At 66.5% G+C, this 20,479-nt stretch carries 23 protein-coding genes, 1 tRNA gene and 1 pseudogene; 17 read left to right on the forward strand and 8 right to left on the reverse strand.

Annotated elements, in window-relative coordinates:
* Nucleotides 1-151: 151 nt before the first annotated feature.
* A complete protein-coding gene (locus Mterra_RS02080) occupies nucleotides 152-550 on the forward strand; it encodes a thiol-disulfide oxidoreductase DCC family protein (RefSeq protein ID WP_119313652.1) in 399 nt (132 codons plus the stop codon).
* 3 nt (nucleotides 551-553) lie between these two features.
* Here Mterra_RS02080 and Mterra_RS02085 read toward each other — a convergent pair whose 3' ends face one another.
* Both Mterra_RS02085 and Mterra_RS02090 read right to left on the reverse strand, forming a co-directional pair.
* Nucleotides 554-1,240 carry a hypothetical protein gene (locus Mterra_RS02085; RefSeq protein ID WP_119313653.1) on the reverse strand — a complete coding sequence of 229 codons (687 nt, stop codon included), beginning with the start codon at nucleotides 1,238-1,240 and terminating at the stop codon, nucleotides 554-556.
* Nucleotides 1,241-1,346: 106 nt separating this feature from the next.
* Nucleotides 1,347-3,212: a peptidylprolyl isomerase gene (locus Mterra_RS02090; protein WP_119313654.1), complete on the reverse strand. Its 1,866-nt coding sequence runs from the start codon at nucleotides 3,210-3,212 to the stop codon at nucleotides 1,347-1,349.
* 41 nt (nucleotides 3,213-3,253) lie between these two features.
* Between Mterra_RS02090 and Mterra_RS02095 the strand changes: the two genes are divergently transcribed.
* The 4 genes from Mterra_RS02095 to Mterra_RS02110 all read left to right on the forward strand — a co-directional run bounded on the left by Mterra_RS02095 (nucleotide 3,254) and on the right by Mterra_RS02110 (nucleotide 5,799).
* Nucleotides 3,254-3,330, forward strand: a tRNA-Arg gene (locus Mterra_RS02095).
* Nucleotides 3,331-3,568: 238 nt separating this feature from the next.
* Nucleotides 3,569-4,726, forward strand: a complete 1,158-nt coding sequence (locus Mterra_RS02100; protein WP_119313655.1) for an MFS transporter — start codon at nucleotides 3,569-3,571, stop codon at nucleotides 4,724-4,726.
* Nucleotides 4,726-5,244 carry a GNAT family N-acetyltransferase gene (locus Mterra_RS02105; RefSeq protein ID WP_119313656.1) on the forward strand — a complete coding sequence of 173 codons (519 nt, stop codon included), beginning with the start codon at nucleotides 4,726-4,728 and terminating at the stop codon, nucleotides 5,242-5,244. Before Mterra_RS02100 ends, Mterra_RS02105 begins: the two co-directional genes overlap by 1 nt.
* Before the next feature lie 117 nt (nucleotides 5,245-5,361).
* A complete protein-coding gene (locus Mterra_RS02110) occupies nucleotides 5,362-5,799 on the forward strand; it encodes a CBS domain-containing protein (RefSeq protein ID WP_119313657.1) in 438 nt (145 codons plus the stop codon).
* A gap of 421 nt (nucleotides 5,800-6,220) precedes the next feature.
* Here Mterra_RS02110 and Mterra_RS02115 read toward each other — a convergent pair whose 3' ends face one another.
* The 5 genes from Mterra_RS02115 to Mterra_RS02135 form a co-directional block, all read right to left on the reverse strand.
* A complete protein-coding gene (locus Mterra_RS02115; protein WP_027891053.1) occupies nucleotides 6,221-6,574 on the reverse strand; it encodes a phage holin family protein in 354 nt (117 codons plus the stop codon).
* Nucleotides 6,575-6,662: 88 nt separating this feature from the next.
* Nucleotides 6,663-8,078 (reverse strand): alpha/beta hydrolase, encoded by a 1,416-nt coding sequence (locus Mterra_RS02120; RefSeq protein ID WP_170159520.1) that lies wholly within the window; start codon nucleotides 8,076-8,078, stop codon nucleotides 6,663-6,665.
* Between the two features lie 150 nt (nucleotides 8,079-8,228).
* Nucleotides 8,229-8,891 carry an HAD family hydrolase gene (locus tag Mterra_RS02125; RefSeq protein ID WP_119313659.1) on the reverse strand — a complete coding sequence of 221 codons (663 nt, stop codon included), beginning with the start codon at nucleotides 8,889-8,891 and terminating at the stop codon, nucleotides 8,229-8,231.
* On the reverse strand, nucleotides 8,872-9,939 hold the full coding sequence (locus Mterra_RS02130; protein WP_119313660.1) for an MFS transporter: 1,068 nt from the start codon (nucleotides 9,937-9,939) through the stop codon (nucleotides 8,872-8,874). Before Mterra_RS02130 ends, Mterra_RS02125 begins: the two co-directional genes overlap by 20 nt.
* A 43-nt stretch (nucleotides 9,940-9,982) precedes the next feature.
* The gene (locus Mterra_RS02135) at nucleotides 9,983-10,354 is read right to left on the reverse strand and encodes a helix-turn-helix domain-containing protein (RefSeq protein ID WP_119313661.1); all 372 of its coding nucleotides are present in this window, start codon (nucleotides 10,352-10,354) and stop codon (nucleotides 9,983-9,985) included.
* A 102-nt stretch (nucleotides 10,355-10,456) separates the two neighbouring features.
* On the opposite strand from Mterra_RS02135, the gene Mterra_RS02140 reads away from it, so the two are divergent.
* Genes Mterra_RS02140 through Mterra_RS02155 form a run of 4 tightly spaced genes read left to right on the forward strand, consistent with a single transcriptional unit; the run spans nucleotide 10,457 to nucleotide 14,313 of the window.
* On the forward strand, nucleotides 10,457-11,950 hold the full coding sequence (locus tag Mterra_RS02140; RefSeq protein WP_119313662.1) for a YifB family Mg chelatase-like AAA ATPase: 1,494 nt from the start codon (nucleotides 10,457-10,459) through the stop codon (nucleotides 11,948-11,950).
* A gap of 43 nt (nucleotides 11,951-11,993) precedes the next feature.
* Complete coding sequence (locus Mterra_RS02145; protein ID WP_119313663.1) at nucleotides 11,994-12,239, forward strand: AbrB/MazE/SpoVT family DNA-binding domain-containing protein; 246 nt, start codon at nucleotides 11,994-11,996, stop codon at nucleotides 12,237-12,239.
* Nucleotides 12,239-12,673 carry a PIN domain-containing protein gene (locus Mterra_RS02150; protein WP_119313664.1) on the forward strand — a complete coding sequence of 145 codons (435 nt, stop codon included), beginning with the start codon at nucleotides 12,239-12,241 and terminating at the stop codon, nucleotides 12,671-12,673. The genes Mterra_RS02145 and Mterra_RS02150 overlap by 1 nt, the downstream gene beginning before the upstream one ends.
* Nucleotides 12,674-12,696: 23 nt before the next feature.
* On the forward strand, nucleotides 12,697-14,313 hold the full coding sequence (locus Mterra_RS02155) for a hypothetical protein (RefSeq protein ID WP_119313665.1): 1,617 nt from the start codon (nucleotides 12,697-12,699) through the stop codon (nucleotides 14,311-14,313).
* On the opposite strand, the gene Mterra_RS22115 is transcribed toward Mterra_RS02155, so the two are convergent.
* Nucleotides 14,294-14,434 carry a hypothetical protein gene (locus Mterra_RS22115; protein WP_170159521.1) on the reverse strand — a complete coding sequence of 47 codons (141 nt, stop codon included), beginning with the start codon at nucleotides 14,432-14,434 and terminating at the stop codon, nucleotides 14,294-14,296. The two genes, Mterra_RS02155 and Mterra_RS22115, sit on opposite strands and share 20 nt — an antisense overlap.
* Before the next feature lie 487 nt (nucleotides 14,435-14,921).
* Between Mterra_RS22115 and Mterra_RS21720 the strand changes: the two genes are divergently transcribed.
* The 8 genes and pseudogenes from Mterra_RS21720 to Mterra_RS22980 all read left to right on the forward strand — a co-directional run bounded on the left by Mterra_RS21720 (nucleotide 14,922) and on the right by Mterra_RS22980 (nucleotide 20,444).
* Nucleotides 14,922-15,902 carry a CgnE/CgnB domain-containing protein gene (locus tag Mterra_RS21720; RefSeq protein ID WP_147372503.1) on the forward strand — a complete coding sequence of 327 codons (981 nt, stop codon included), beginning with the start codon at nucleotides 14,922-14,924 and terminating at the stop codon, nucleotides 15,900-15,902.
* A 7-nt stretch (nucleotides 15,903-15,909) separates the two neighbouring features.
* On the forward strand, nucleotides 15,910-16,860 hold the full coding sequence (locus Mterra_RS02165; RefSeq protein ID WP_119313667.1) for an ABC transporter ATP-binding protein: 951 nt from the start codon (nucleotides 15,910-15,912) through the stop codon (nucleotides 16,858-16,860).
* Nucleotides 16,848-17,618 (forward strand): ABC transporter permease, encoded by a 771-nt coding sequence (locus tag Mterra_RS22120; protein ID WP_170159522.1) that lies wholly within the window; start codon nucleotides 16,848-16,850, stop codon nucleotides 17,616-17,618. Before Mterra_RS02165 ends, Mterra_RS22120 begins: the two co-directional genes overlap by 13 nt.
* 185 nt (nucleotides 17,619-17,803) lie before the next feature.
* A complete protein-coding gene (locus tag Mterra_RS22125; RefSeq protein WP_338025069.1) occupies nucleotides 17,804-18,055 on the forward strand; it encodes a hypothetical protein in 252 nt (83 codons plus the stop codon).
* Between the two features lie 15 nt (nucleotides 18,056-18,070).
* Nucleotides 18,071-19,026: pseudogene (locus Mterra_RS02175) on the forward strand (transposase).
* Nucleotides 19,027-19,038: 12 nt separating this feature from the next.
* Complete coding sequence (locus Mterra_RS02180; RefSeq protein WP_338025071.1) at nucleotides 19,039-19,212, forward strand: MFS transporter; 174 nt, start codon at nucleotides 19,039-19,041, stop codon at nucleotides 19,210-19,212.
* A gap of 33 nt (nucleotides 19,213-19,245) precedes the next feature.
* Nucleotides 19,246-19,932: an MFS transporter gene (locus Mterra_RS02185; protein ID WP_119313670.1), complete on the forward strand. Its 687-nt coding sequence runs from the start codon at nucleotides 19,246-19,248 to the stop codon at nucleotides 19,930-19,932.
* Between the two features lie 2 nt (nucleotides 19,933-19,934).
* A complete protein-coding gene (locus Mterra_RS22980; protein ID WP_338025070.1) occupies nucleotides 19,935-20,444 on the forward strand; it encodes a GNAT family N-acetyltransferase in 510 nt (169 codons plus the stop codon).
* Nucleotides 20,445-20,479: the final 35 nt, after the last annotated feature.

The raw sequence follows: 20,479 nt of genomic DNA on the forward strand, positions 1-20,479 counted from the left end.
GGGCTGGGGGGATAAACCCTCCCCGCCCGCGGGTAGGGCCGGGGGGGGTTGAACCACGAGCCGCGAGCCACACGCCTCGGACTCCCTACCCCCTACTCCCTAACCCCCTCGAGCCACTTTTCCTCGCCCTAAACCGCGCTAAGCTCGAGCCATGGAGACCGTCGTGCTCTTCGACGGGGTGTGCAACCTCTGCAACGGCACGGTGCGGTTCATCCTCGAGCGCGACCCGCACGGGCGGTTCCGCTTCGCCGCGCAGCAGTCGGAGGCGGGGCAGGCGCTGTTGCGAAAGCACGGGCTGCTCGAGCGGGGCGGCCTGGCCGACAGCGTGGTGGTGCTGGAGGGGGGGCGGGCGTACCTCGAGTCCGACGCGGCCTTGCACATCCTCCGCCGGCTGGGCGGGGTCTGGCGCTTGGCCTATGCCCTCCGGGTCGTCCCTAAGCCGCTGCGGGACGGGGTGTACCGGCTCGTCGCCCGGCACCGCTACCGCATCTTCGGCCGGCGGGAGCAGTGCATGGTGCCCACGCCCGAGCTGAGGCGGCGGTTCTTGTAGGGCTTATTTGTCCTTGGGCTCAGGGCCGCCCAGGCGGCTCTTGAGGAAGAGCATGAGGTCCTCGAGCTGCGCCCGCAGGGCCCGCTGCTCGCGGATGAGGGCCTCGATGCGGTCTTCGGGGGCGCTGAAGGTGAGGGTTTTGTACAGCAGGGTGGTGTTGCCGCACTTGGGGCAGGGCAGCCCGGAGGCCGAGACGCCGGGGGCGTAGAAGAGGCGGGTGTTGTCGCGGGGGCACAGCAGGTACTTCGCCCCCACCGCCTCGCCCCGGCGGATGGCCTCGGCGAGGTCGCGGGCCTCGTTGCGGCTGAAGCCCAAAAAGAAGTCGCCGCCGATCTCCTCCACCCCGCCCACCACCTCGCGGGTGGCGGTGAGGTCGGCCTTGAAGCCGCGGGGGGCCACCCAACTGATGCCGTTCCACTTGAAGTGGCGCAGGTGGCGGCGGCGGCTCTTGTCCTCCACCTCGACGATGAGGGTGACCTCGGGGTCTTTGGGGTAGTAGAAGAAGCGCACGGCGTTGACCCCCTCGAGCCCGTTGTCCTTGGGCAGGCTGTAGGAGAGGGGGCCGTCGCTGCGGCCGGGGAAGCCGACGAGCTCTTGCAGGTCGTAGAGGGTCAGGCCGGGGTGCTCGAGGTCGCCCTCGAGGATCGCCCGGACCTTCTCGAAGGCCCGGTCCAGCCCCGCGTCCACCATGAGATCAGTCTAGCATGGGCCCAGAGGCCCGAAAGCACGAAGCGCCCCGGGGGCGACGGAAGAAGGGCGGCCCGAAGGCCGCCCGAAGGGTCGCCGGACGAAGCGCTCAGGGCTTGGCGGGCGTGGCGGGCTTCTCTTCGGGTTTAGGGGTGGTCTGGCCGCCGGGCTGCTTGGGGTCGGCGGGCTTTTCCTCCTTCTTGGCGGGGGGCGGGGTGAGCTGCTTGAGCACCTCCTGCAGCTTGTTCTCCACCTTGGCGTTCTTCTTCAGGCTCTCCACCCACTTGCTGCCCGCCTCGACCTTCTTGGTGCGGATCACGTTGTCGCGGGCCTCCTGGGCCACCTCGGCGAAGGGCTTGACCCGTTCGGGGGTGCGGGCCTTGATCAGCAGAACCTGGAAGCTGCCGTCCTCGAGCTTGACCACCTCGCTCACCTCGCCCAGGTTGCTCTTGGGGAAGGTGGCCTTGGTCTCGAAGACCAGCTTGTTGGAGACGGGGGGCAGGGTGCCGGAGGTCACCACGCCGTAGTCCTGCACGTTGCCGCCTTGGGCCTTGGCGAGGTCTTCGAGCTTGCCGCCCTTGAGCGCCGCCGCGCGGAAGGCCTTGGCCTTGGCCTGCTGGTCCTTGGTGAAGTTGACGACGGTGACGGTGGCGGTGGCGGGCTCGGTGAAGAGGATCTTGTTCTCGTTGTAGTACTTGCGGGCTTCCTCGTCGGTGGCGGTGACGCCGCGCGATTGGTAGCTCTCGGCCTGCTGCACGATGGAGTCCTTGGTGCCGAAGAAGGGCTGGCCCATCTTCTTGGCCTCGGCCAGCACCACCTCGCGGGTGATGAGCTGGTCGAGGGTCTGCGGCAGGAAGAACTGCACGGCCAGGTCGCCCAGGCCCTGCGCGACGAAGTTGGGGAACTGCGGGTTGGCGAAGGCCGGCTGCAGCACCTGCGAGAGCTTGATCTCGCTGTCGCCCACCTTAGCCACCACGGGGTCGCTGAGCTTGACGCTGGAGTCCTTGGCCGGCTCGACCTTGGCCTTGGCCCGAACCTCCTCGATGTAGCGCTCGAGCGCCCCTTCCTTGAGCAGGTTCTTCACGTCCTCGGTCACGCGGTCCTTGACCTCCTCGAAGGAGGACTCGCCCGCCGGGAGGTACTGCTCGACCTTGACGATGTAGTAGCGGCCCGCCGACTCGACGGGCTGGGTGATGCCGCCCTGCTTGAGCTTGAACACCGCCTCGCCCACGGCGGTCGGGAAGATCACCTTGGTCACGGGCTTGGGCTCGCTCTTGCCGGTCTCCGCGCCCAGCGCGCCCGCCTGGTCGGCGCCCACCTTCGAGTTCTTCTTGGCAAGCTCGGCGAAGTCGGCGCCGGCCTTGGCCTCCTCGTAGAGCTTCTGGGCGGTGGCCTTGTCGTCAACGACGATCTGGCGGGCGATGACCCGCTCGTCGTTGCGGTAGGTGCTCTTGTTGAGCTCGTAGAAGAGCTTGAGCTGCTCCTCGGTGGGCTCGATGTCGCCCTGGACCTGCTCGATGCGCTTGTTGATGCGGATCTGGTCGCGCAGCTCGTTGCGCACCTGGGTCTCGGTGTAGCCGATGCGCTGCAGGGTCTCCTGCCACTGCTTGTCGCTGGTGATGCCCAGTTGCTGCTTGATGCGCTCGAGCTCCTTGCGCAGCTCGTTGCTGGAGACGCGGATGCGCGAGGCGTCCTGGGTCACGGCCTGGTAGAGCACGAGGTTGTTGTAGAAGTTCTGCTCGGCCAGGACCTTGAGCACGCCCTCCTGGTCGGCGGTCGCCGAGAGCACCTGGTCGCTGGAGCGGAAGCGCACCAGCTCGGTCTCGTAGATCGGCTTGCCGTTGACGGTGAGCTCGACCTTGCCCTTGGCCTGTTGCTGGCCCTGCGGGGTGAACAGCAGGATGGCCCCGATGGCGAAAGCCACCACGAGCAATCCGAAGATGACGGCGACGACCCTTTTACTGATTCCGAACACTTGACTGCCTCCTTGAGCGGTGCTACCCTACATTTCTGCGTGCGCCCGTAGCTCAGCTGGATAGAGCGTTGGCCTCCGGAGCCAAAGGTCACAGGTTCGAGTCCTGTCGGGCGCGCCACTTCTTTTTAATCGCCCTTGCTTAGGTCCGGATTAGCGTGGTCGAGCGAGGCCGCATGCAGTACCGCAACCTCCGGGATTGTAGCACAAACCCTCAGGGCCTGACGCCGCCCCCCGAGCTCGAGGAATTGCCTGCTTGAACGCGCAATTCCTCCGTGCCAATTTCACCCGGGGCCGCTAGCCTAGAATAGTCCTTCGTTGACAATCCGCCTCCCCTACCGGGGGGTATGCTCGGCGGCATGTTGCCCTTGCTGCTCTCCTGGCTGCACGCCACCAACGACCTCTTCGGGGCCTTCCTCACCCCGCTGCTGCCCAAGCTGCAGGCCGCCTTCGGGGTGAGCTACGGGGCGGTGTCGGTGCTGGTGGCGGTGTACTCCCTCACCAGCAGCCTGTTGCAGCCCGTGGCGGGCCTCATCGCCGACCGCTTCGACCGCCGCCTGCTGGCCGCGCTGGGCCCGGTGCTGGTGGCGCTGGGCGGGGGCCTGATGGGCTTCTTCCCCACCCCTTTGGCCCTGGCGGTGGCTTTGGGCGTCTCGGGGCTGGGCTCGGCGCTGTTCCACTCGGCCGGCGCGGCGCTGGTGGGGCAGTACGCCAGCCCCGAGCGGCGGGGCTTCTGGCTGAGCACCTTCGGCTCGGGCGGCTACCTGGGCCTCTCGCTCGGGCCCATCGTCTCGCTGGGGGTGGTCAACGCGGGCGGGCTTCAGGCGCTGGCCTGGCTGATCCCCGTCGTGCTGGTCCCGGCCTTGCTGCTGCTGCGGCAGGCCCCGCCCGCCGCCGTGAAGGGCAAGCCCTCGAGCTTCGCCGACCTGGCGCGGGTCTTCCGCGGCCAGGTGGCCCGGCTGTGGGCGGTCTCGACGCTGCGCAGCATCACCTTCATGAGCTTCTCCACCACCATCCCCTTCTGGTTCGCCCAGCGCGGGCTCTCCGACGCCCAGACCGCGCTGGCGCTGTCGGTGTACAGCTTCTCGGCCACCGCCGGGGCCTTCTTAGGCGGCACCCTCTCCGACCGCTTCGGGCGGCGCAACGTGCTGGTGGGGACCATGGCCTTCGCCATCCCGCTGTACGTGGGGCTGCTCACCCTCCCGCCCGAGAGCCTGCTCTACGTGCCGCTGCTGGCCGTGACCGGCGCCCTGATGAACGCGGGGATCCCGGTGGCGGTGGTGATGGCGCAGGAGCACGAGCCCACCCAGATGGCCACCGTCTCCGGGCTGCTGATGGGCTTCACCTGGGGCTTCGCCGGGCTGCTGTACGGGGTCGTAGGCCCCATCATCGAGCGGGTGGGGGTCGTCCCGAGCCTCGCGGTGCTGGGCCTGCTGCTGGTGCCCGCGCTCACCCTCTCGCTGGCGGTGCGGGAGGCGAGGCCCCGCGGCACCGCGGCGCGCAGCCCCAACGCCTGATGATCGTCCTCGAGACCCGCCGCCTGCTCCTGCGGCGCCTGGAGCCCCGCGACGCGCCCGCCCTGCTCGCGGTCTTCGGCGACCCCGAGGCGATGCGCTTCAGCGACCACGGGGTGCGCGACCTGCCCTGGGTCGAGGGCTGGCTGGCGGGGTGCCTCGAGAGCTACCGCCAGCGGGGCTTCGGCCCGTACGCGGTGGTCGAGCGGGAGAGCGGCGAGGTGGTCGGGTACTGCGGGCTCACCCATCACCCCGACCTGGGGGGAAGGCCCGAGGTGGCCCTGGGCTACCGCCTGGCGCGCTCGAGGTGGGGACGGGGCTACGCCAGCGAGGCGGTCGCGGCGCTCCTGGCCTACGCGATCCACACCCTACGGCTGCGGCGCGTGGTCGCCCAGATCGACCCGCACAACCCGGCCTCTGTTCGCGTGGCCGAGAAGGCGGGGATGCGCTACGAGCGCGACCTGCTGCTCGAGGGCTACACCCACCCCGACCGCCTCTACGTCGTCACCGCCCCGCCCTGAGCCCCACCGCCCCCGGCTTTGCTAAACTGGGAAGCACCAAAAGCCTGAGACCGCGCGTCGTCCCGGAGGCCACGGCCTCCCGTCGCCCGCCCCGCTCAGGCAGAGGAGGTTTTGGGTATGACCTCGAGCGTGCGGCAACTCATCCTGGCCAAAGGTAACCGGGTCCACACCATCAGCCCCGACGCCACCGTGTTCGAGGCGCTCGAGCGCATGGCGATGTACGACATCGGGGCGCTGGTGGTGGTGGAGGACGAGCGGGTGGTGGGCATCTTCTCCGAGCGCGACTACGCCCGCAAGGTGGTGCTGGTGGGCCGGGTCTCGCGCGAGACGAAGGTGCGGGAGATCATGACCGACGAGGTCATCACGGTCAGCCCCGAAACCACCGTGGGCGAGTGCATGGCGCTCATGACCGGCAAGCGCATCCGCCACCTGCCGGTGCTCGAGGGGGGAAACCTGGTGGGCCTGATCTCCATCGGCGACGTGGTCAAGGCCATCATGAGCGAGCAGGAGCTGATGATCGCCGAGCTCGAGTCCTACATCACGGGCTCCCGTTAATACCCGGTTTGGGTGGATAGCCTCCCGATGGGAGGCTATCCACCCCGGCCGAAGGGAGTGCCCTGGGCTTCACAAAGATGTACCTCATGACGGATTTGAAGCGTATCTTTGTGAAGCCGGTATAATACCGGATTCAAAAAGATAATCATCCAACCCAGAACCCTGGAGGCTGTCTTTTTGGACCCTAGAGCCCACCCCTCCCTGACGGTCGGCGAAGAAAGCGTCTCCCTTCCAAGGGGCGGTATCGCCCTCCGCTACGCGGATAACTTCGGCCGGCCGCCCCGCCAAGGCGGGGCGGCGTCACCGTTCGGTGACGAACGGACCGAATCGGGTATAAAACCCCTGAAAAACCGCATCGAGGGGCCGGTAGCGGCCTGAAGAGTCCGGGGGCCGGGCGGTTGGCCCCCGGCGTCATGGCAGCCTACCGCTTGTCCCCGAAGACCAGGTTGAGGAAGTAGCTCACGACCGTCAGGAGCACCGCCCCCACCAGGGCCGAGATGAACCCCCCGACGTCGAGCGAGGTGAAGGCCGCGACGATCATCAGCACCACGGCGTTGATCACCAGCGTGAACAGCCCCAGCGTCAGGAGGTTGATGGGCAGCGTCAGCAGCAGCAGGATGGGCCGGATGAAGGTGTTGACCAGGCCCAGCACCAGCCCCGCCAGCAGGTAATCGCCCAGGCCGCTGCCCGGGGCGAACCTCACCCCGCCGTACACCGAGCTGACGACCCACAAGGCCACCGTGTTGACGATCAGGCGAATCAGGAGGTTGCGCATGGACCTTAGGGTAATACGGGGTGGTGGGGCGGGCGCAACGGGTGTCGGGTAAAGGCTGATGGGGAGGGGTATCGGGCGTCGGGCAGCCCTAAGGCACCTTGAACCACAGCCTGAGTCGCTCCGCACACGCGGCATCGGGCCGGGCAGACGGGTCGGTCAGGAAAGCCCTTATGACGGAGTGCCCGCACTCGCTGCCCAGTCCTGCCCCGTGCGCCTGGCCCGGCAACTCGAGGGCGTAGGCGTTGGACAGTCCCTCGGCAGCCAGCTCGAGCCAGCGCGGGGGGGTTACCGGGTCGAACTGGCCCGCCAGCAGCAGGGTAGGCACGTCGCTTTTCACCGGGCTGTTCTCCTCGCCGCTCGGCTGGGTCAGGCCCCAGGCCCGGCACACGGCGAAGCCGCGCTCGCTCGATACGCCGGGCCCCCTGCCCAGTGAGCCCCGCCAGCGGGGGAACTCGGCATAAGCCGCCCGCAGCCCCTCGAGGCTGCTGTAGGCCATCTCGCCCCGGCACTCGTGGGCGAAGAAGGCCCCGACGGTGATGACCCCAGAGATGTTCTGAAGCAACCGCCAGACGGTCGAACGGGCCAGCGCCACAGTCTGGCCCTCGCGCAGGGCATAGACCAGGCTCGGCAGTTCGGCGATGGTCAGGGAGCTATAGAGGGAGAGGAAGACGAGCGACTGGAAGCCGTCGCCGTCGATTTGGACGGTAGAACGGCCATAGGGCACGGTGAGGGGCTGGCGGCTCAGCCGGTCGTAGACCTCGGCGTGGGCCTGCTCGAGGTCGGGGTAGGCCGCCTGGCACCACACGTCGGCACGGCAGGCGGCCATCACGCCCAGGAAAGCCTCCTCGACGGCACGGACGGTCTCGACGGGGCGGTCTACCTGCGGCGGGATCACCGCGTCGAGCACCACCGCCCGCAGGGCACCGGGGAAGCGGCGCATGACCTCGAGCGCCAGCCGGGTGCCGTAGGAGCCCCCGACCAGGTTGATCTTCCCGTAGCCCAGCGCCCGGCGGATGTCCTCCACGTCGGCGGCGCTCTCGGTGGCGTTGTAGGCGGAAAGGTCGATGCCCGCCGCGCGCAGCCGCCGCCCGCAGGCCTCCAGGGCCCGCAACGCCTCCTCCGCCTCCTTCTCGCCGGGGAGGCTCGGGCTCGAGCCTGCGGATTCTCCGGTGCAGTCCAGGGCAGGCTGCGACCGCCCCACCCCGCGCTGGTCGAAGGTCACGAAGTCGCGGTCGTCGAACAACCCCGCCAGGACGGTGGACATCGCGGCATGCTCCCCCGGCCCGCCCGCCAGGAAAAACACCGGATCGGGCGCCTTTCCAGGGGACCGGTTCTCCACCACGTAAACGGACAGCCGGATGGTCCGGACCGGGTTGGCCCGGTCCTCCGGAACCCGCACGTAGCCGCAACGGGTAGCCCGGACCCCTTTCGGGCAGGGGACGGCCTCGAAGGCGGGGTCTTGGGCGAGGGCTCCGGTTGCCAGGATCACGAACAGCAGGGGCAACCACCTCCGGTTCGGCATGGTGAGTCCTTTCAGGCGGCACAGCACCGCACACGCCGCCACCGGCCCGACGTGGGATGGAGTATATCCATCAGCCGGCTATTTAGAGAGGAATTCTAGTCGAGCTCTGCAAGAAAATGAAGGGGGTCTAAATTAATCGCTCGACCCGCCGCCAAAGAGTTCTTCCAGACGCTCCCACAGCCGCCCGTCGCTGAAGTCCCGGATCAGCAGGAAAGCCCCGGCCTCCTCGAGCCCCCTCGGGTCGTGGCCGGTGGTCAGGCCCACCGTGGGGATGCCCGCGCCCACCGCCGAGCGCACGCCGGAGGGGGAGTCCTCGAAGGCCAGGGCCTCGGCGGGGGCCAGCCCCAGCCGCTCGAGGGCGGCGCGGTAGGGCAGGGGGTCGGGCTTGCCGGTGGGCAGTTCTTCGGCCAGCACCACGAGGTCGAACTCGAGGGACAGGGCCCGCAACAGGAATTCGACGTTGCGGCGCGGGGCGTTGGTCACCAGCCCCCGCGCCAGCTCGCGCTCGCCGGCCCACCGCCACAGCTCGGGCAGCCCGGGCAGGCCCTCGAGGCCCTGCGCCAGCTCGCGGAAGCGCTGCTCCTTGGCCTCGACCAGCGCGGCGCGCTCGGCCTCGGGGAGGTGGGGCAGCAGCCGCGCCGCGATCTCGGGGTTGAGGCCGCCGCTGATGTGCTCCTGGTAGAAGGCGTGGTCGCCCTCGATGCCGTAGGGGCGGAGGGACTCGAGCCAGGCCCGCTCGTGCAGGCGGTCGGTGTCGGCCAAGGTGCCGTCGAGGTCAAAGAGCAGTGCGCGCATCGAGCCTCCTCAGGCGCTGGGTGAGGGCCAGCAGGGCCAGCCCCACCAGCAGCAGGCCCCAGGGGATCCCCGCCACGGGCAGCAGGGCGAACAGCGCAGGCACCAGGGTGCTGCCGCTGGCCCCGGCGTAGAGCGCGTAGGCCACCGCGGCGTTGCCCGCCCGGCCCTGCCCCAACGCCATCAAGGTGGTGAACACCGGCCCGATGAGGAAGCCCGCCAGGGGGAAGAGCAATGGCAGGGGCGGCAGGAAGTAGAGCAAGGCCACCCCCACCGCCCCGCAGACCAGCCAGGTGAGGTGGCGCAGGGGGTCGCGGGCCACCCAGTAGGCCATGAGCAGCCGGCCCGCCGTGAAGGCCACCCAGTAGGCCGAGAGCAGGGCCCCGGCCAGGGCCGTGGGGTAGCCCAGCTCGGTCAGGTAGGCCCCGGAGAAGGTGGCGAAGCCCTGCTCGAGCCCCGCGTACAGCCCGATGGCGAGCACCAGCAGCCACAGCCAGCCGTTCCCGGGGTGCCCCCCATCCGCCGCCGGGGGCCGGCTGGCGGGGGCCTTCCACACCAGCGCCGCGCCCAGGAAGGCCAGCACGGCGAAGGCCGTAAGCACCTCGCGCCAGGGGAAGAAGCTCACCAGGAAGGGCGTGGCGATGGCGCCCACCCCGAAGGCCGCGTTGACCTGGCTCAGCACGATCATGCGCCGCTCGGGGTAGAGGTCGCCGGGCAGGCTGTTGCCGCTGAGGTTGATCGCGCCCACGCCCAGCCCCAGCGGGAGGGCCGCCCAGAGGACGGCGTCGAAGCTCTGCGCCGAGGCTACGCCCAGAAGCCCCAGCCCCGCCAGCACCATCGCCATCGGGAACCAGGGGTGCCGCACGGGGGTGAGGCGGGCCAGGGTCAGGCCCAGCAGCAGCCCGCCCAGGTACAAGTTGAAGTAGAGCGAGAGCCTCGAGCCCGGGTCGAAGACCTCCTGCCACTGCGGCAGCAGGCCGCCCGGGCTCGCGGCGATGATGCCCGAAAGGAGCAGGGAGAGGGCACTCCCGAGGGTCAGCCGAAGGCGCATCCCGCCATTTTACTGAGCCCGCGCGCCCCATCAAGGACCGCGCTTACTTCTCGAGCCACTCCCGCAGATAATCGGCCACCATCGCGCTGAGGCTCACCTCCTCGCGCAGCGCCTTTTCGAGCAGCCGCTCCTTCTCCTCCAGGCTCAGCGGCAGCCACAGCGCCACGTGCTCCCGGCCGTTCTCCACCTTGTACTCCCCGCCGAACTTGTCGAGCTGCACCACGCCTTCCTTCACGCCGTCCTCCTTCGCCGGGGCCCTGAGCCACTCCAGCAGCGCCGAGCGCAGGAAACGCCACTCCCGCCCCACCTTGCGCCCCGGCAGGCTGCCCGAGCGCGCGAGCTGGTACACCAGCGTCTCGCTGACCTTGAGCAGGGCCGCGGCTTCCTCGAGGGTCAGCACTTCGTCATCTACCATCAAAACCTCCTATTCACCATTAAAATTGCATTATTTGACATCATCTGTCAACACCCCCCCGACACGACAGGACGGCATCTTTCGGATAAACTCTGGAGTCGGATGCTTGCCCAAGTGCGAACCTACAGCCTTTACGGCCTCGAGGCCGTTCCCGTCACCGTCGAGGTGGACGTCTCCGCGGGGATGCCCAGCTACACCGTCGTCGGCCTGCCCGACAAGGCCGTGGAAGAGTCGCGCGAGCGGGTGCGGGCGGCGCTGAAGAACGCGGGACTCCCCTACCCGCAGGGACGGGTGGTGGTCAACCTGGCCCCCGCCGAGCAGCGCAAGGAGGGCAGCCACTACGACCTGCCCATCGCCTTGGGTCTGCTGTGCGCGCAGGGGGTGGTGCCGCAGGCCGGCCTCGAGGGCGTCGCGGCGGCCGGGGAGGTGGGGCTCGACGGGGAGCTGCGCCCGGTGCCCGGCGCGGTCAACCTGGCCCTGGGCGCGCTGGCCGAGGGCTTCAGGCTGCTCATGCCCGCCGCGTCGGCCCGGGAGGCGGCCCTGATCGAGGGGGTCGAGGTCTACGGCCCCCAGAGCCTGCGGCAGGTGGTCGAATTCCTCACCGGGGAGCGCGCCCTGGAACCGGCCCCGCCCCCCGACGCCGTGGAGGCGCTCGAGGCCGTCCCCGACCTGCTCGACGTGAAGGGGCAGGCCAAGGCCAAGCGGGCGCTCGAGATCGCCGCCGCCGGGGGTCACCACCTGCTGATGGTGGGCACGCCGGGCTCGGGCAAGACCATGCTCGCCAAGCGGATGCCCGGCCTGCTGCCCCTGCTGGGGCGGGAGGAGGCGCTCGAGGTCACCCGCATCCACTCGGCGGCGGGCAAGTTCGCGGGCGGGGGGCTCATCCGCACGCCCCCCTACCGCGCGCCCCACGCCACCATCTCCGACGTCGGGCTCATCGGCGGGGGCTCGGTGCCCAAGCCGGGCGAGATCTCGCTGGCCCACCGGGGCGTGCTGTTCATGGACGAGTTCCCCGAGTTCTCGCGCGACGCGCTGGAGGTGCTCAGGCAGCCGCTCGAGGACGGGACCGTGACCGTCTCGCGGGCCAGGGCCAGCTTCACCTTCCCGGCCCGGTTTCTGCTCCTGGCCGCGATGAACCCGTGCCCGTGCGGGTGGTTCGGCGACCCCGAGCGCAACTGCGCCTGCACCCCCGCCCAGCGAATGCGCTACGCCGGCCGCATCTCGGGCCCCCTCCTCGACCGCTTCGACCTGGTGGTGGAAGTGCCCCGCCTCACCCCTGAGGAGCTGGCTCGAGCCCCTGAGGGTGAGTCCACCGCAGCGGTGCGAGAACGGGTGCTGGCGGCAAGGGAAAGGATGAAGGCCCGCCAGGGGAAGCTCAACCGCGAACTCTTCGGCAGAGCGCTGCGCCAACACACGGTGCTTTCCCCCTCTTCCGAGGCCCTCTTGCAAGCGGCCACCAAACGCTTAGCCCTCACCGCAAGGAGCTACGACCGCATCCTGCGGGTGGCCCGCACCATCGCCGACCTATCGAACTCAGAACCCATCCAGGAAGCCCACCTGGCCGAGGCGCTCACCTACCGGCGGAGCCTGGGGTGAGGGCTCACAGGTATTTATCTGATTTTCTGCTATTCTGAATTGCGTGAAAACCATCACCCAACTCTCACCCAGGGGCCAGGTGACCCTGCCCGCCGCCATACGGAAGGCCCTGGGCCTCAAAGCGGGGGATGCCCTGCTGCTCAGGGTGGAGGAAGGAAGGGTAGTGCTGGAGCCGGCCCGGGTGCTCCCTGTGGAGGCCTACACCGAGGAGCGTATCCGGGAGTTCACCCAGGCCGCTGAGGCGAGCGAGGAGGAGCTGGCTGCTTTCCGCCGGGCCTGGGGGCTATAGTGCGGGTTTTTCTAGACGCCAACGTGCTCTTCTCGGCAGCGTTGGGGGGCGAGGTATTCCGGCTGATCTGGCTTTTGGCCGAGCGGGGGCGGCTCGAGCTGTTCACCAGCCCGCTGTGCCGGATGGAAGCGGAGTTCAACCTCGAGCGCAAACGCCCCCAGGCCGCACCCCGGCTCCCCTTGCTGATGCAGCGGGTACAGCTGGTGGCAGAGCCAGAGGAAACCGACCCTCCCTCCGATGAACCCCTGAAAACCCTGTTCGAGTCGCTACCCGAGAAAGACCGCCCGGTGCTGCGAGCTGCCCTGCGCGCGCAGGCCCAGATCCTGCTCACCGGCGACCTAAGGCACTTTGGCCCCCTGATGAGCCGGGGAGACCTGCCCTTGCGGGTGCTAAGCCCTGGGGGTTTCATCCGGCAGGTGCGGCCCGGCCCGTAATTCCCTTGGGCTATACTCCCCCCATGGACGCCCTGGCCCTCTACCATCAGGGCCGCTACGCCGAGGCCCTGGCCCTGGCCCAGCAGCAGGGTGAACCCCAGACCGCCGCGCTGGCCCTGCTGTCCTTGGGAAAGCCCACCGAGGCCACGGCCCTGCTGGAGGCCTGGCAGCCGCGGGAGGAGACAGAAAGCGCCGAACGCCTGGCCCTCCTGGGCTTCGCCGCCTTCCGGCAAGGCGACCACGCCACCTACCGCCGCCTGGCCCTGGCCGCCGCCCAAGTGGCCCAGACTCCCCTGACGCTCTACCACCTGGGCCTCTCGCTCCCGCCCGCCGAGGGTCTTCTGGCCCTGCAGGAAGCCTTTCACCAGCTGGAAGCCCAGGGCGCCCCACCCGAGGAGCAGGCCCGCCTGGCCTTCGCCCTGGCCCGCACCCTGCGGGGACTGGGGCGCTTTGCGGAGGCCTTGGCCCACGCCAGCCTGGCCGCCCTCCTGGCCCCTGGGCAGCCCTACTACCGCCTGGAGGAGCTCACCCTACTGGCTTATGTCGGAGAGGAGCCCCTCGCTGCGCTGGCGCAGGCCCTCCCGCCGCTGCTTGCCCATCAGTCCCCGGGGGTGCGCTACTACGCCCTCTGGCTCAGCCTGCTGCTGCAGGGGATGCAGGGGATGCAGGGGGAGGCCAGACCGGAACTGCTGCAGACCCTCTGGGAACATAACCCAAACCCCCACCTGCTGGCCTACGACCTGCCCCTGCTGGTGCGGCTCTGTAAAGGCCACCCCTCCCAACAGACGCTCGTGGCCCGCCGGCTGCGGGCGGCTAAAGCCCAGCCTTCCAGCCAAGCCCTGCCCCAGGCCCTTTTGCTGCTGGCCGAAGGGCTCTACCGCTTCCCAGAGCCCGAGGCCCGCCCCCTTCTGGAAGAGAGCCTCCCCACCCTGGAAGCCGAGGGGGCGGAGGAAGCCCTGATGGCCCGGAGCCACCTCTGCGCCCTTGTGGGAGCCCCCCTGCTCGCCCCCTATCGCCAGATGGCCCAGGCCCTCCGCCCCGAGGCCCGCGCCGTCTTTCTGCCGGCAGAACTACCCTCCATCAGCCTGACCACCCCCTACCTGCAAGCCCTGGGCAAAGCCCAGCTCCAGGGCTGCCCCGCCCTCAGGCCCCGCAGCCTGGAACTTCTCACCCTGCTGCTGGCTCATCCTGAAGGCATAACAGGCGAGTCCCTGGCCCGAGCACTCTACCCCGAACCTAACCCCCAGGCCCTCAGGAGCGAACTCTGCCGGCTGCGCCAGCAGGGCTTCGATATCCCAAGCCGCCCCTACCGGCTCCTCAGCCCCATCGAGGCCGACTTCCTGAAGCTCCAGGAAGCCCTGGAACAAAACCAGCTTTACCAAGCCCTGGCCCTCTACCAGGGGCCGCTGCTACCCAGAAGCCAGGCCCCTGGCATCGAGCTCCTGCGCCACCGCATAGAAGAGCAACTCAAACAGGCCGTCCTGCAACAGCCCGACCCCGAGCTACTGTACCGCCTGGTCCAGCGAATCCCGGATGACCTCCTCCTCTGGGAGACCCTCCTACATCGCCTGTCCCCGCAAGACCCCCGCCACCCGGCGGTCTGGGCCTGGGTGCAGCGGCTCAGCGCCCAGTACCGCTAGGCCCGCCGGAGCGCACCACCCCTGGGGGCAGGCAGTCGGGGCGGTTGCAGGCGTAGCCCAACTCCTTCCAACCCAAGGCCAGCAGGATCAGCCACAACAAAAACCATCTCCCCCTGCGCATACCCTCACCCTAGCAAGGGCAAGGTAACCAACTCGGTCAGAAGGTAACCAAAATGAGAGAAAAGGTGACCAAAATGAGTTGAGAACGTAACCATTCTGAGAGGGGGTTTGGTTACCTGGGGGTGCTATAAAAAAGAAGGGCTGCAGCCGCAACACATTTTGTTTCTAGGAGGTGATCGAGATGGAGAAGACCATCCAGCTCAAGCTAAAAGCCCCACGCTTGCTTAGATTTGTGTCGGAAGGTCATCACAAAAGGGTCTCTAGGCCTTACGCTGATCCACTGAGTAACCTTGGCGAGGCGTCCTCTGGCAAGCCTGTAGTAGGCTTTTTTGGCTACAGCTATTCGGTGTCCTACTCGTGGGTAAATTCGTCATCTGCGCTCAACCCAGCCTCTGCTCGTGTCCCTTTGGTGAGCTGCCCTTGCGGGGCGGGGATCTAAACTAGTCTTTCCTATTGCTATGTTGCGGCTGCAGTCCCAGGAGGTTGTAATGGAAGGCGAATTGAAAGTCAAATTAGAACAATCCCTGGCGCCTGTTTTTGGCTCGTCCAAACCCCTTTTTGTCACAGATGATCTAAACTTCGTTTCCTGGCTAAGAGCTCACAACCTAGGAGCTTCCCTTTTAGATGAGGTTATAGACCTCCCCAAACAACGATACAAAAATGTGGTTCTTTTGCCTACTACAGGGGATGGGCTCTCTTTTTTTCGACTCGAGCGTTTTTTCAAAGGTAGCCGAGTGTTGATTGTACCCCTAGTTGCTTTTGATCCCTCTCTCGAGGCGTCCATTTACACACTCAAGTTGTTGACCTCTTCAGATTTCGTACAGGCCACAAAGGAAAATGCCAAGTGGATTTCTATCCTGGAGAAGGGTGAAGTACAGCGCCTTATATTCAAGGGTGCATACGGTGAGCTGGAGGTAACCCTCAAGGAGAGGCTAGATCTTATGCTTCCCCGGACACAGTCAGGCCTGCTACCGGGTGAGTGGGAAGCGATAGGTATGTTCTTCGAAATAGCCATGATTCCGGACAATGAAGATTTTTTCCATCCAGGATATGTGGTGAGCGGCGAAGTAGAGGTTCCAGGGGTAGCGGTTGCCCATCACAGAATTATGCCCAATCAACTCACTTGTCTACCCGTCAGGGCGTGGCAGTTGCTGGGCGGACTTATCAGGGAAGAAAGATTTCCGTTGAAGATCAAGATAGAAAACTCACAGCTAAAAGAGGTGCGCTCTATAGACGGAGCCGACCTCACGGATGAGATAAGAGAACTCTCCAATCCTCAGCTCGAGCTTATGTTGGTGGAAATGGCGATAAGCAACAATCCCGGTTTGGACGCTTATGGCCTTGATTGGAGGGTTAACTCTGTTCTCAATGAGGGTGCCCGCGGCATTCATTTTGCCGTAGGCGACGGAGTCACCGGGGCCCATATAGACTTCATATGCCCCGGCATGGAAGCCGCCCGCACCGCATGAGCCGCCTATGAAGCCAAACATACAAACCCCCGACCCTTCCAGGGCAATACTCCAGGCCCACGACCTGCACAAGCGTTATCCCAAAGGGAAAGGATGGCTCGAGGCTTTGAAGGGGGTCAGCCTGGGGCTGTATCCCAGGGAGATCCTGACCCTCTTGGGCCCCAACGGCGCTGGGAAGACCACCGCGGTCAAAATCCTGGCGGGCCTGGTGGAACCCGACGGGGGGAGGGTGGAGGTGCAGGTGGAAGGGAAACGAACCTGGATGGGAGCGGTGCTGGAGGGCAGCCGCAACCTCTATTGGCGTCTTTCCGCCCTGGAGAACCTCATCTACTTCGGCACCCTGCGCGGCCTCAACCCCAAGGAAGCCCGGCGGCGGGGGCTGGAGCTGTTGGAGACGGTGGGACTCGAGGGGAAGGCCCATCAGACTGTGGGTACCCTTTCTCGGGGCCAGCAGCAGCGGACAGCCCTGGCTGCCGCCCTGGTGCACGACCCCCCTGTCCTCTTCCTGGACGAGCCCACGCTGGGGGTGGATCTCGAGGCTCAGGAGGCCATCCGCGCCTGGCTGCTGCGGCTCAAGGAAGAGGGCAAGGCCATCCTCCTCACCACCCACCAACTGGATCTGGCCGAGGCGGTGGCGGATCGGGTGGCCATCCTGCTGGAGGGCGAGGTAGCCCTGGAGGGAAGGACCCAAGAGGTGCTGAAAGGCTCGCCTCGAGCCGTCTATCGGATAGAACTTGGACTTACTTTGGGGATAGGGGACTCGCGCCTGGCTCAGCTCCAAGCCCTCGGGGCGGAGGTAGAGGGGAAGGTGGTTCGGGTGGTGGGAGAGGAAACCCTCTGGGAAGTGCTCAGGATTTTAGATCCCCTGCCCCTCGAGCGGGTGGAACAAGAGAGCCTCTCCCTCGCGGGGCTCTTCTGGCGCGTACTCAGGGAAAGGAGAAGACAGTGCTTCGGGTAGTCTACATAGAGTTATGGCGCTTCCTGAGAGCGCTCACCCGCTACCCCCTGGAGCTTCTAGGGGGTGTGCTTGGGGCCGGTGTGGGTTTTGCCCTTTTCTTTTCCGGGGTTCGCTACCTAGCTGGTCCCGCCCTTTTTGGGGAGCGACTGGAGGCTTTGGTGGTGAGTCTTATCGCCTGGTCCTTGGCCTTCTCCCTCCTCTCGCATACCGCCTCTAATCTGGCCGAAGAGGCCCTGGCAGGGCTTTTGGAACAACTGGCCCTCACCCGCCCGGGCCTGTTGGGTGTGGTACTGGTTCGGGCCCTCCTTTCCCTCCTCCAGATCGGCCTCCTGGTCATTCCAATCGTCCTGGCGATCCTCCTCACCTCTGGGGCTCAGCTGAACTTCCCTCCCCTGACCCTCCTCCCCCTCGGAACCCTGGCTTTTGGCAGCTTGGGTCTGGGGCTAGTTTTGGGAGGCCTAGCGCTGGTCTACAAGCGGGTGGGTCAGCTCCTGGGCCTCCTCCAGTTCCTCTTCCTGGGTCTTTTCCTAGTGCGCTTTGAGGCATTGGCCTGGCCCTGGAATGCTCTGGGCTACCTCCTACCCATGACGCCTTCAGTCGCGGCCCTGCGCCTCCTTTTGGGGCGGAGCGAAGCCCCCGGCTGGGATCTCCTGCTTCTTGCTGGAATCAACGCGCTGGCCTACCTGGCGCTAGGGATTGGATTCTTTCAACGCGCCATCCGGAGGGCGCGGCAACAGGGCACGCTAGGAACGTACTGAGATGCCCGCATGGGTGGGTAGCGTTTTTTGCGGATGCAAGTCTGGGGTCTAACTTGAGAGCGAATCCCATCCGTGCCTGGTTAAACCGACACTACCCTGCGCTGGAGCACCCCCTGTACGTCCGGCTGCTCTGGGCCACCGCTTTCTCGAGCCTGGGCAGTCAGTTCACGGTACTGGCCCTGAGTGTGGCGGTTTTCACCGCCACCGGGTCGGTGGCCTCGCTGGCTGGCGTATGGGCGGTGCGGGTGGCCTCGAGGCTCCTGCTCCAGCCCTTCACCGGCGCCCTGGCCGACCGCTGGGATCGGCGCCGAGCCCTGGTGGGGGGCTACCTCTTGAGCGCGCTGCTCTCGGCCAGCCTGGTCCTGGTGCTCCTGGAGCCCCTGCTGGTCTACCCGCTGGTCTTCCTGACTGGACTTACGCACCGAGGATATGAGTAGATAAAATGGGCCTTCATGTCACAGAGAAGGCCCGAAGATAGGATACCACGCCCCGTTTTGCGCGCTCTAGAAGCTTTAGCCCAAAGCCCCATCAATACCTCCGCCCTGGCCATGGCTGAGGACCAAGACTTCGCCCACGACACCCTCTACCGGGCCCTGAACCAACCCTTGGCCTTGTTCTTTGAACTCTCCCTGGAGCTCTGCAAAGGGGTGGGCGGGCTGAACCGAGGTTACCTCATCCTTGATGACGTCCTCATCCAGCGCTACCGCTCAGGCAAGCTGGGCCTGAAGAAGGCCCGGGACACCTCCACGGGGGCTTGGGTGTTTGGGCTGTCCCTGGTGGTGCTGGGGTGGACGGACGGGAAGCGGCGGATTCCCTTGGCCTTCCTGCCCTACTTCGGGGAGGAGAGCAAGCTGGACCTGGCCCTGCTGGATTGGGCGGAGGAGCAGGGTTTTCAGCCGGAAGGAGTACTGTTTGACGCTTGGTACGCGGCGAGGCAGGTCTTGGAGTGGCTCCATGCCCATGGCTGGTCTTTTGTCACGAGGCTCAGGTCTAACTGTGTGCTGGACGGTGTTCAGCTCAGGAGGCATGGGGGACCCGTTGGGTCAAGGCGGGGAGGTTGAGGGGCCTGAGCTTTGCCGTGGGGGTGCTCAAGCGTGGGGGGAAGTTTTACGGAACGGATCGGGAGGGATGGTGGGGGGTGGGGATGAGGGAGATCTACCGGTTGCGGCAAGCGATTGAGGAGATCTTCCGGGGGCTTCAGCAGGAACTGGGGTGGACGGGGCATCGGCACTGGCGTAGGGCCAGGCTGCTGGCCCATCTGGCCTTGGGGTTGGTGGCCTATGGGCTCATCGAGTGTCAGCGAGAGCGGCTGAAGTTGAGTTTCTACCAATGCCGACGGAGACTCATCGCAGGTAAGCTGAGCCTGGATTTGAGCCCTCTGTTACCGGTGCAGGTGGAGGCCGCGTAAGTCCAGTTCCTGATCCAGACCGTGGAGGGCATGGTCAGCCCCGCCATGGCTGCGGTGGTGCCCTCATTGGTGCCCAAGGAAGCCCTGGTCTCGGCCAACGCCCTGCGGGTGGTTTTGAGCAAGGTAACGGCCTCGCTGGGCCCGGCCCTGGCCGGCCTGCTCTACGGCCTGGTGGGCCCGGTCTGACTCTTCGTCTTCGATGCCCTCACCTTTGCCGCGGTGGCCTACGCCGCGCACGGTCTGCCCGCGGCCCTCGGCGCGGCCCCGCCCCGCCAGGGCAGCACCCTCTGGGCCGAGGCCGCCGAGGGAATGCGTTTTGCCGTGACCAGCCAAACGGTGGTGATAATCTTGGTGCTCTCCATGCTCACCTCCCTGTTCTGGCGGGTGGTGGAGATCGTGATGGTGCCCATCTCGCTGGAGGTGGCCCAGATCGGGGCCGCGGGCCTGGGGCTCTTGTATACCAGCCTCACCCTGGGGGGCGTGGTGGGGGTGGCTATGCTGGGGGCTCTAAAGAAAGGCATTCCCAGCCTTCCGCTGGTGGTCTTGCTTAACACCCTGCTGGCCGCCCCTATGCTGCTAGGCGCGACTTTCCCCACGTTTCCCATGCTCCTGGCGGTTTTCTTCCTCAGCGGCATCCTCTTCGACATCTCCGGGGTGGCCACCCAGTCGCTGTTGCAGGCGACAGTGCCCAAGCCGTTTCTGGGGCGGGTTTTCAGCCTGGTGAACGTGAGCCTGGCCCTGGGGGTGCTGCCGGTACTGGCGCTGGTTGGGCCGCTCTCGAGCGCCCTGGGCGCTGCCGGGGCCTTGCAAATCACTTCGCTCGCCGTTTGCGGCATGGGGGCAGTTTTGTACCTTGCTGCAAAGGTCAAAAGACAGGCAGAGGAAAAGGAGGAGCTCTCCGGGTGACTATGATTTGTCAGGAGCGCGTACAACTGAGGCCTGTGGACCTCAGCGATGCAACTGCAATCCAGAGGTGGTACGCTGAGCCGCAGGTGGTGGAGTATGCCATCATCCAGCCATTCCTGGGGTATTCCCCCAACGAGGTAGAGGATCTGATCAAGCGATGGCTTGGTCGCGATGACCGCAAGCTATACGTGGTGAGAGCCACAGAGCAAAATCGCGATGCAGGTTTAGTATTTCTAGAGCACATTGACTGGAAAAACCGCCTCGACGAGCCCACCGCCTCCCTCGACCCCAAAGAAGAGGCTCACCTTTACGGACGCTTTGCGGAGTTGGCCCAGGGCAAGACGGTGCTCCTTATTACCCATCGGCTGGCCTCGGTCCAGATGGCCGACCGGATTCTGGTGCTGCGGGAGGGACGTTTGGTGGAGGAGGGTTCGCATCAGGCTTTGTTGCGCCACAATGGCGTTTACGCCGAGCTTTGGCGCTTGCAGGCTGAGGGGTATAGGGTGAATTGAAACCTCCCAACACGTTTTGCTGGAAGCTATGAATC

Origin of the sequence: Calidithermus terrae (assembly GCF_003574345.1) — a bacterium.
GTDB lineage: Bacteria > Deinococcota > Deinococci > Deinococcales > Thermaceae > Calidithermus > Calidithermus chliarophilus.